The organism is Ruegeria sp. AE3 (genome assembly GCF_056542225.1).
On the sequence record NZ_JBQFZL010000018.1, the window covers coordinates 36,304 to 44,960 of the forward strand.

At 59.4% G+C, this 8,657-nt stretch carries 5 protein-coding genes; all 5 read left to right on the forward strand.

Translation table 11 applies throughout. From position 1 onward, the window contains the following. Positions 1-84: 84 nt before the first annotated feature. The 5 genes from ACR0NZ_RS19060 to ACR0NZ_RS19080 all read left to right on the forward strand — a co-directional run bounded on the left by ACR0NZ_RS19060 (position 85) and on the right by ACR0NZ_RS19080 (position 8,449). Entirely contained in the window at positions 85-1,191 is a 1,107-nt protein-coding gene (locus tag ACR0NZ_RS19060; protein ID WP_480496091.1) for a saccharopine dehydrogenase family protein, read from the forward strand. Positions 1,192-1,194: 3 nt separating this feature from the next. After that, positions 1,195-2,706, forward strand: a complete 1,512-nt coding sequence (gene amaB, locus ACR0NZ_RS19065; protein WP_480521096.1) for an L-piperidine-6-carboxylate dehydrogenase — start codon at positions 1,195-1,197, stop codon at positions 2,704-2,706. A 272-nt stretch (positions 2,707-2,978) separates the two neighbouring features. Beyond that, a complete protein-coding gene (locus ACR0NZ_RS19070) occupies positions 2,979-3,872 on the forward strand; it encodes a cyanophycinase (RefSeq protein ID WP_480521098.1) in 894 nt (297 codons plus the stop codon). A gap of 15 nt (positions 3,873-3,887) precedes the next feature. Then, positions 3,888-6,689, forward strand: a complete 2,802-nt coding sequence (gene cphA / locus ACR0NZ_RS19075; protein ID WP_480521100.1) for a cyanophycin synthetase — start codon at positions 3,888-3,890, stop codon at positions 6,687-6,689. Further along, positions 6,686-8,449 (forward strand): Mur ligase family protein, encoded by a 1,764-nt coding sequence (locus ACR0NZ_RS19080; RefSeq protein ID WP_480521102.1) that lies wholly within the window; start codon positions 6,686-6,688, stop codon positions 8,447-8,449. Before cphA ends, ACR0NZ_RS19080 begins: the two co-directional genes overlap by 4 nt. Positions 8,450-8,657: the final 208 nt, after the last annotated feature.

Here is an 8,657-nt window from a genome sequence, read left to right on the forward strand (position 1 = left end):
GATCACTTCGTCAAATTGCGGCCTATGAAATGTCTGGCCAGCCCTGCACCATAATATCAGGAACAGAAATTTACGGAGACGTTGATGTCCTGGAATATTTGCGTAATCGGGGCAGGCAAGATCGGTCAGATGATCGCGACGCTGCTGAGGGCCTCGCCAAACTATACAGTGACCGTGGCCGACCATGACCTGAAAGCACTGGGTGATATCACAAGGCTTGGTATTGGCACGAAACAGATTGATGCCCGGGATGCGGACAGTCTGGCAAAGGAACTGACCGGGTTTAACGCCGTGGTTTCAGCGGCACCGTTCTTTCTGACCCCGAACATTGCCAAGGCCGCCAAAGAGGCGGGCGCGCATTATTTCGACCTGACCGAAGACGTTGCGGCCACCGAGGCCGTACGCCAACTGGCCGAAGGCAGTGAGACAGCTTTCATGCCGCAATGTGGTCTGGCACCTGGTTTTGTGGGTATCTCCGGAGCCGCGCTTGCAGCGGAGTTCGATGAGCTGGACAGCCTGCATATGCGGGTGGGCGCGCTGCCGCTTTATCCGACCAACGCGCTGAAGTACAATCTGACCTGGTCGACCGATGGGTTGATCAACGAGTACTGCAATCCATGCGACGCCATTGTGAACGGCAAACTGGTCAAGACCGCGCCGCTGGAAGATTACGAGATTCTGGGTCACGATGGTGTGGAATACGAGTGTTTCAACACCTCGGGCGGATTGGGCACGCTGCCGGAAACACTGGAAGGCAAGGCGCGGGCCGTGTCTTATCGCACGATCCGGTATCCCGGCCATTGTGAAATCCTGAAACTGCTGCTGCACGATCTGGGGCTGGAACGCCGCCGCGATCTGCTGAAAGAGATCTTCGAGACCGCCCTGCCCCGCACCGATCAGGACGTGGTGCTGGTCTATTGTACGGCCAAGGGTATGATCAATGGCGTTCTGCGCGAGAAATCCCTGATCAACAAAAGCTTTGCCCGCACCATCAACGGACAGGTCTGGAGTGCCATTCAGGTCACCACAGCTGCGGGTATTCTGGGCGTCGTTGACCTGATGCGTACCGGCACGCTGCCTTCGAAAGGGTTTGTCCGGCAGGAACAGGTCAAACTGAACGACTTCCTGAAAACAGAATTTGGCCAGCTGTATCGTGCTGGTGACGTGACCCGGCAAAACAAGGCGGCCTGAGATATGAAAGACATCGTAATGACAGCCCAAACCACGCTTGCAAATCTGGATCTGACGGGTGCCGCATTGAAGGGCGGCACCCTGAAAGTGACGTCGCCGATTGACGGCAGCCTGCTGGCCGACGTGCATGAAACTCCGGCCACCGAAATGGACGCGATCATTGCCCGCGCCAAAACCGCGTTCAAGGCGTGGCGCGTTGTGCCGGCCCCGCGTCGGGGCGAGCTGATCCGCCTGTTGGGCGAAGAGCTGCGCGCCGCCAAGGACGATCTGGGCGCGCTTGTCAGCTGGGAGGCCGGCAAGATCACGTCCGAAGGTCTGGGCGAAGTGCAGGAGATGATCGACATCTGCGACTTTGCCGTTGGTCTGTCGCGTCAGCTTTACGGTCTGACCATCGCATCGGAACGTCCGGGGCACCGGATGATGGAAACCTGGCATCCGGCGGGCCCGGTCGGGGTGATCTCGGCCTTCAATTTCCCGGTTGCCGTCTGGTCGTGGAACGCCGCTTTGGCACTGGTTTGTGGCGATCCGGTGGTCTGGAAACCGTCCGAGAAGACCCCGCTGACAGCGATGGCCTGCCAGAAGATCTTTGAACGCGCGCTGGTGCGGTTTGGCGATGCCCCCGAAGGGTTACTTCAGGTCCTGATCGGTGGCGCGGAGTTGGGCGAGGCGCTGGTGGCCAGCGAAGATGTTCCGATCATCTCGGCCACGGGTTCGACACGTATGGGTCGTGCAGTTGCGCCCATTGTAGCGGCACGCTTTGGCAAGTGCATTCTGGAACTGGGTGGCAACAACGCGATGATCGTTGGCCCTTCGGCGGATCTGGAAATGGCCGTGCGCGCCATTGTCTTCTCGGCCGTTGGGACCGCCGGTCAGCGCTGTACGACGCTGCGCCGTCTGATCGTGCACAACTCGATCCGCGAGGAACTGGTGAGCCGCCTGAAAAAGGCTTATGCTGGTCTGCCCATCGGCAATCCGCTGTCTGAGGGCACGTTGATCGGGCCACTGGTAGATGAGGCATCGGGTGCCGCCATGACAGCCGCACTGGAAGCCGCAAGGGCCGAAGGCGGCACCGTGTTTGGCGGCGCGCGCGTGACCGCAGGGCTTCCTGCGGGTGTCTATATGCAGCCCGCAATCGTCGAAATGCCCGGCCAAAGTGCGGTCGTGAAAACCGAGACATTCGCACCGATCCTTTATGTCATGGGCTATGACGATTTTGACGATGCGATCCAGATTCAAAACGATGTGCCGCAAGGGCTGTCATCCTGTGTGTTCACGCTGAACATGCGCGAGGCCGAGCAATTCCTGACTGCGGCGGGGTCGGATTGCGGTATTGCCAACGTCAACATCGGCCCCTCGGGCGCCGAGATCGGTGGCGCATTCGGAGGCGAGAAAGAAACCGGTGGCGGACGCGAAAGCGGCTCGGACGCGTGGAAGGCCTATATGCGCCGCCAGACCAACACCGTGAACTACTCGGCAGAGCTCCCGCTGGCGCAGGGTGTCAAATTCGACATCTGAACCAGCGCGCAAACTGACGGACATTCTGATCCCCCCGGAGCTTTGATGTTTCGGGGGGATTGCTTTTGTCGCGCAGGGTTTGGCACTGGCAGGCTGAAGCAGGCACAAAACCGGTGGTTCTTGACGAAATCCCTGCCGTGCGGCATGTGATGTCGCTGGGGGGAACGGCATGTCCGATAAGGTCAGATGGCCCGACACGGCATGTATGAACAGATTAAGCGTCCGAGTGGCCCCGATGGCTGGCTGCTTTTATACCGGAAGGTAAGTAAGATATGTGCCCTGCACCCGTTGATGCAGAGACCCCGCGCGGGTTCATCATCCCGATCGGCGGCGGCGAAGACCGCGTCAAGGAAATGCAGATCCACCGTAAGTTCGTAGAGCTTTCAGGGGGTGGGAATGCCGATATTGTCGTGATCCCGACAGCCTCGATGCTGGAAGAGACCGGACCGGATTACAATCGCATCTTTTCCGAACTGGGTGCGGGCAAGGTCGAATTTCTGCCCATCTCGCGGCGTGCCGATTGCGATAATCCCGATTATGCCGAGATGCTAGACCGCGCCACAGGGGTTTTCATGACCGGTGGCAATCAGCTGCGGCTGTCGGCGATTCTGGGTGGCACGCTTGTGGCACAGAAAATTCGCCGTCGGAATGCGGCCGGTGTGCCGGTTGCCGGCACTTCAGCCGGGGCATCGATCATGTCCGAACACATGGTGGCCGGGGGCAGCAGCAACTCGGCCCCGGCTGAGGGCAATATCACGCTGGCTCCGGGCATGGGCTTGACCAACGCCGTCATCATCGACCAGCATTTCACACAGCGCAATCGGCTGGGACGTTTGTTAACTGCTTCATCTTTCAACCCTTTTTTGATCGGACTGGGTATCGACGAAGACACGGCAGCCTTCATCGGACCCGATAATGTCCTTGAAGTCGTGGGCAGTGGATCGGTTACCGTCGTGGACGCCAGTCATCTGACCCATTCATCGATGTGGGACGCGCGCCGCGGTGAAGCACTGAGCCTGCTTGGACTTCGGCTTGACGTTCTGGGCGAAGGGTGCCGTTATGATCTGACGGCTCGCCAGGCTTTTCCGCCGGATGAGCATATGGCGTTCTGCACATTGCCGGACATGTCCGGTCAAGAGGCCGCCAGCGGGGGGAATAATAGCTAACCAACGGGGAGCCTCATGAAAATAATCTCGACCAATGTCTTTGTCGGTCCAAATGTCTGGGCAAGTTTTCCGGTCATTCGCCACGTCATCGATCTAGGTGTTCTGGAAGAGTGGCCCTCGGCAAGGATTGGTTCCGAGTTTATTGACGCCTTGATCAAGGCGCTTCCCGGTCTGGCGGAACATGGCTGCTCCTATCGCGAACCCGGCGGCTTCATCCGCCGCCTGCGCGAGGATGAAGGCACCTGGTTGGGGCATGTGCTGGAACATTGCGCCATCGAAGTGCAGAACGTGGCCGGGTCCGACGTGACCTTTGGCCGTACGCGCGGCACAGGTGAGCCGGGCCAGTACAATATGGTCTATGAATACCGCCAGCGTGACGTCGGTCTGGATGCGGGCAATTTGGCGATGCGGTTGCTGATGCACCTGCTGCCGCAATCCCTGAAAGATCAGGTGGATTACGAATTCGACCCGGACTTCAACTGGGATGAAGAACTGCGCAGCTTTGTGCTGAGGGCGCAACGCAAGGAATTTGGCCCGTCGACCGGATCGCTGGTCAAGGCGGCGCAGGAACGCGACATCCCGTGGATCAGGCTGAATTCCGGCTCGCTTGTGCAATTCGGACACGGCAAGTTTCAGAAACGCATTCAGGCGACAATTACGTCCGAGACCAAGCATATCTCGGTCGAGATTTCCTGCGACAAGGAAGACACCCATAATCTGCTGAACGATCTTGGCCTGCCGGTACCGCAGCAACGCATGGTCTATTCGGCCCGCGAGGCCGTGCGTGCGGCAGCGCGGATCGGGTTTCCGGTGGTGGTCAAACCGTTGGACGCCAACCATGGGCGCGGCGTGTCGATCAATCTGAATTCCGATGCCGAGGTCGAGGCGGGCTTTGCCGAGGCCAAGGAGCATTCACGCAGCCGCGCCATTCTGGTTGAAAGCTTCATCACCGGCTTTGATCACCGGATGCTGGTCGTGAACGACAAACTGGTTGCGGTGGCCAAACGCGTCCCCGGCCATGTAATAGGCGACGGCACCCATACGATTGCCGAATTGGTCGACATCGTGAACCAAGACCCGCGTCGGGGCATCGGGCATGAAAAAGTGCTGACCAGGCTCGAGCTGGACAATCAGGCTAACCGCCTGATGGAGAATGCGGGCGTGACGGAAGACACTGTCTTGCCCGAGGGCGAGGTTTTCTATCTGCGCTCGACCGCGAACCTGTCAACGGGTGGCACCGCCATCGACCTGACCGACGTGGTGCATCCCGACAACCGCGACATGGCCGAACGCGCCATCATGGCCGTCGGGCTGGATGTGGGCGGTGTCGATTTCCTGATCGACGATATCACTAAATCCTACAAGGATATCGGTGGCGCGATTGTCGAAGTAAACGCCGCCCCCGGTTTCCGGATGCATGTGGCCCCGTCCGAAGGTCAGCCGCGCGATGTGGCAGGCAAGGTCATCGACATGCTGTTCCCCCCCAATGAACAGACCCGCATCCCGATTGCGGCCATAACCGGCACCAACGGCAAGACGACCACGTCGCGGATGCTGGGTCATATCATGAAAACCAGCGGCAAAATCGTTGGCATGACCTCGACCGACGGCGTCTATGTGGATGGCAAGCTGAGCGTCAAGGGGGACATGACCGGCCCGAAATCGGCACAGATCGTCCTGCGTGATCCGATGGTCGATTTTGCGGTGATGGAAACCGCGCGGGGCGGGCTGGTGCGCTCGGGTCTGGGCTATCAACGCTCGAACGTGGCGGCCTGTCTGAACGTCTCGGCAGATCATCTGGGTCTGGGCGGGATCAACACGGTAGAGGAGCTGGCCGTCGTCAAACGGGTGGTGGTGGAAAGCGCGACCGATACGGCCGTGCTGAACGCCGACGACATCAATTGTCTGAAAATGGCCGATTATGCCGGGGCGGATCAGATCTTCTATGTCACGACCAACCCCGGTCACAGTCTGGTAAAGGAACATATCAAGACAGGGGGCAAAGCCATCGTGCTGGAAAAAGGCATGAATGGCGACATGCTGACCATCTATGACAAAGGGCTTCACATCCCGGTTCTGTGGTCGCATCTGATCCCCGCCACCCTTGAGGGCAAGGCGATCTTCAACGTGCAAAACGCCATGGTCGCGGCGGCAATGGCCTATAGTTTTGGGGTCGATCTGGACAATATCCGGCATGGTCTGCGCACTTTCGACACCAGTTATTTCCAAGCGCCGGGGCGGATGAACGTCTATGATGAACATCCCTTCAAAGTGATTCTTGATTACGGCCACAACCCAGCCGCGCTGAAAGCGATGGCCGCATTGGCCGATCAGTTGGACGTCAAGGGCCGCAGGCTGTGCGTTGTTGCGATGCCCGGCGACCGCCGCGATGAAGACATCGTTGATGGAGCCGCAGCGCTCGCCGGGCATTTTGATCATTTCATCTGCAAGGCCGATGACCGTCGCCGGGGTCGCGGGCATGACGAAGTGCCGCAAATGATGCGGCAGGCCCTGATCGATTGCGGGACGCCAGATGAAGCGATCACGATCATCCCGGATGAGGTTGAGGCCGTGACCGCCGCGCTGGAAATGGCTGCACCGGGCGATCTGCTGGTGATCTTTGGCGATGACACCACACGGTGCTGGAAACAGATCATCTACTTCAATTCCGATGGCGAAACCTCTGAAACCGAGGCGGCACCCAGGACCAGCCCCGCCGACACCACGTTCGAGGACATGTTCGACAGCGACCAGAACCTGATCCGGGACGAACGCGGCGTAAGACTGGCGCGTGAAGTCAGCGAAGACGCGGATTGAGCGAGGGCACCGGAATGGACCGGATCGAAGAGCTTGAAACCGCGCTGACCATTGAATGCGCGACCGCTGATCATATTCAGGTGGATGACGCGCGGCGTCTGACCGGCCCCGGCCTGTTATGGGATCACCCCGGCGCGGTGATGGATGTGTTTTTCACTGATATCGACCCCGCGCAGGTCATTGCACTGTGGGAAAAACATGCCCGGCGCGTTCTTGATGCGCTTGGCTGGCAGGATCAGGCACTGACCCACCGTACCTTCACCGGTGGTGTCAATCTGGCAATCTCGGCACCGATGGATCAGCTTTATTCCTCGATCTTTGCAGCGCAGACCGCCTGGCATTTCTGTGCGGCAGAGTTGTTGGCGACGACGCCGGGCGATTTTGATCAGATGATCCGGGACGTCAAAGGCGTCATGGCGAAGGAGGCCAATCCTGCGCTGATCGCCCTGATCACGGCAGCCGAGGCGCATGGCGTGGATATCCTGTGCGACGATGACGAAATTTCCATCGGGCATGGCACCGGCAGTCAAACCTGGCCTGTCGACGCATTGCCCGCCCCGGATGACGTGGACTGGCCCGCCCTTCACAACATCCCCGTCGCCTTCATCACCGGAACAAATGGCAAGACCACGACGACCCGGTTGCTGGAGGCCATCGCCCGCGCCTCGGGCAAGGTCGCGGGACTGACCTCGACCGAGTTTGTGCGGGTGGGTGATGATATTCTGGATCGCGGCGATTATTCCGGCCCCGGCGGAGGGCGGATGTTGCTACGCGACAAGCGGCTTGAAATCGGCTGCCTCGAAGTGGCCCGTGGGGGTATCCTGCGCCGCGGCCTGCCGACACGTGCCGCCATGGCCGCCACTGTCACCAACGTGGCGAACGATCATCTGGGGCAATACGGCGTCAACACGGTGCCCGAGCTGGCTCAGGCGAAATTCGCCGTGCACCGGACACTGACCAAGGGCGGCGTTCTGGCCCTGAATGCCGATGATCCTTTTGTCCGTGCCGAGGCCGAAAACACTACGGCAAATATCTGGTGGTTTTCTCTGGATGCCGGGAGTGATCTGATCCGTCGGGCGCGGGACGCGGGAACATGCTGCGCTTATGTTTCGCAGGGCAATATCGTCTTTTTCGACGGCCGGTCCGAGCAGGTGGTCATAGCTGTGTCCGACGTGCCCCTGACCATGGGCGGGGCCGCGAAATACAACATCCTGAACGCTCTGGCGGCTATGTGCCTTGCGCTGGCTTTGAAGCTGACGCTTGAGGCGGTGCGGCATGGGTTGGCCGGGTTCAAACCGGATGCCAGGGACAATCCGGGTCGCTGTAACGAATTCCTATACAACGGCGCTCAGGTTTTCGTGGATTTCGCGCATAACCCGCATTCGATTTCTGCCGTGTGCGATGCGCTGTCGGCCCTGCCAGCAAAACGGCGGTTCATCATGCTCAGCCATGCCGGAGATCGCTCGGATCAGGACATTCGGGACGTCACTGCAACCGCGTTGAATTTCCAACCCGACGTGGTCGTTGCTGCTGAACTGGAAGGGTATCTACGGGGCCGCTCATTGGGAGAGATACCGGACCTGATCGAAAAGTCTGCCCTGGAACAGGGATATGACAAGACCCAGATCCAAAGGGCCGCATCCCCGTCGGAGGCCGCCGCGATGATCCTGAAACAGATGGAACCGGGCGATCTAGCCTTGCTGCTGGTTCTGTCGGAACGCGACGCCGTGCTTGAGATGCTGAACCAGCAGGCGACCTAGCGGTTTGAGGGATCAGTAAAGCAACGAACCGCCATTTCCGTCTGCGATCATCTGAGCAGCAATTCGCGCATCACCCTTGCATTGACACCCAGCCTGACAATACTCGCCTAACACAGGCAACAGACGGTTGAGGTTAGGTGTTATGGAGATTGAGCGGACGGGGTTGTCGGGTGTGTTGGTTATTCGCCCGCAGCGGCATGGGGATTTG

Bases quoted from the DNA above. Each gene is read 5' to 3' on its own strand.
- ACR0NZ_RS19060 (WP_480496091.1), top strand. From the start codon at position 85: ATGTCCTGGAATATTTGCGTAATCGGGGCAGGCAAGATCGGTCAGATG.
- amaB (WP_480521096.1), top strand. From the start codon at position 1,195: ATGAAAGACATCGTAATGACAGCCCAAACCACGCTTGCAAATCTGGAT.
- ACR0NZ_RS19070 (WP_480521098.1), top strand. From the start codon at position 2,979: ATGTGCCCTGCACCCGTTGATGCAGAGACCCCGCGCGGGTTCATCATC.
- cphA (WP_480521100.1), top strand. From the start codon at position 3,888: ATGAAAATAATCTCGACCAATGTCTTTGTCGGTCCAAATGTCTGGGCA.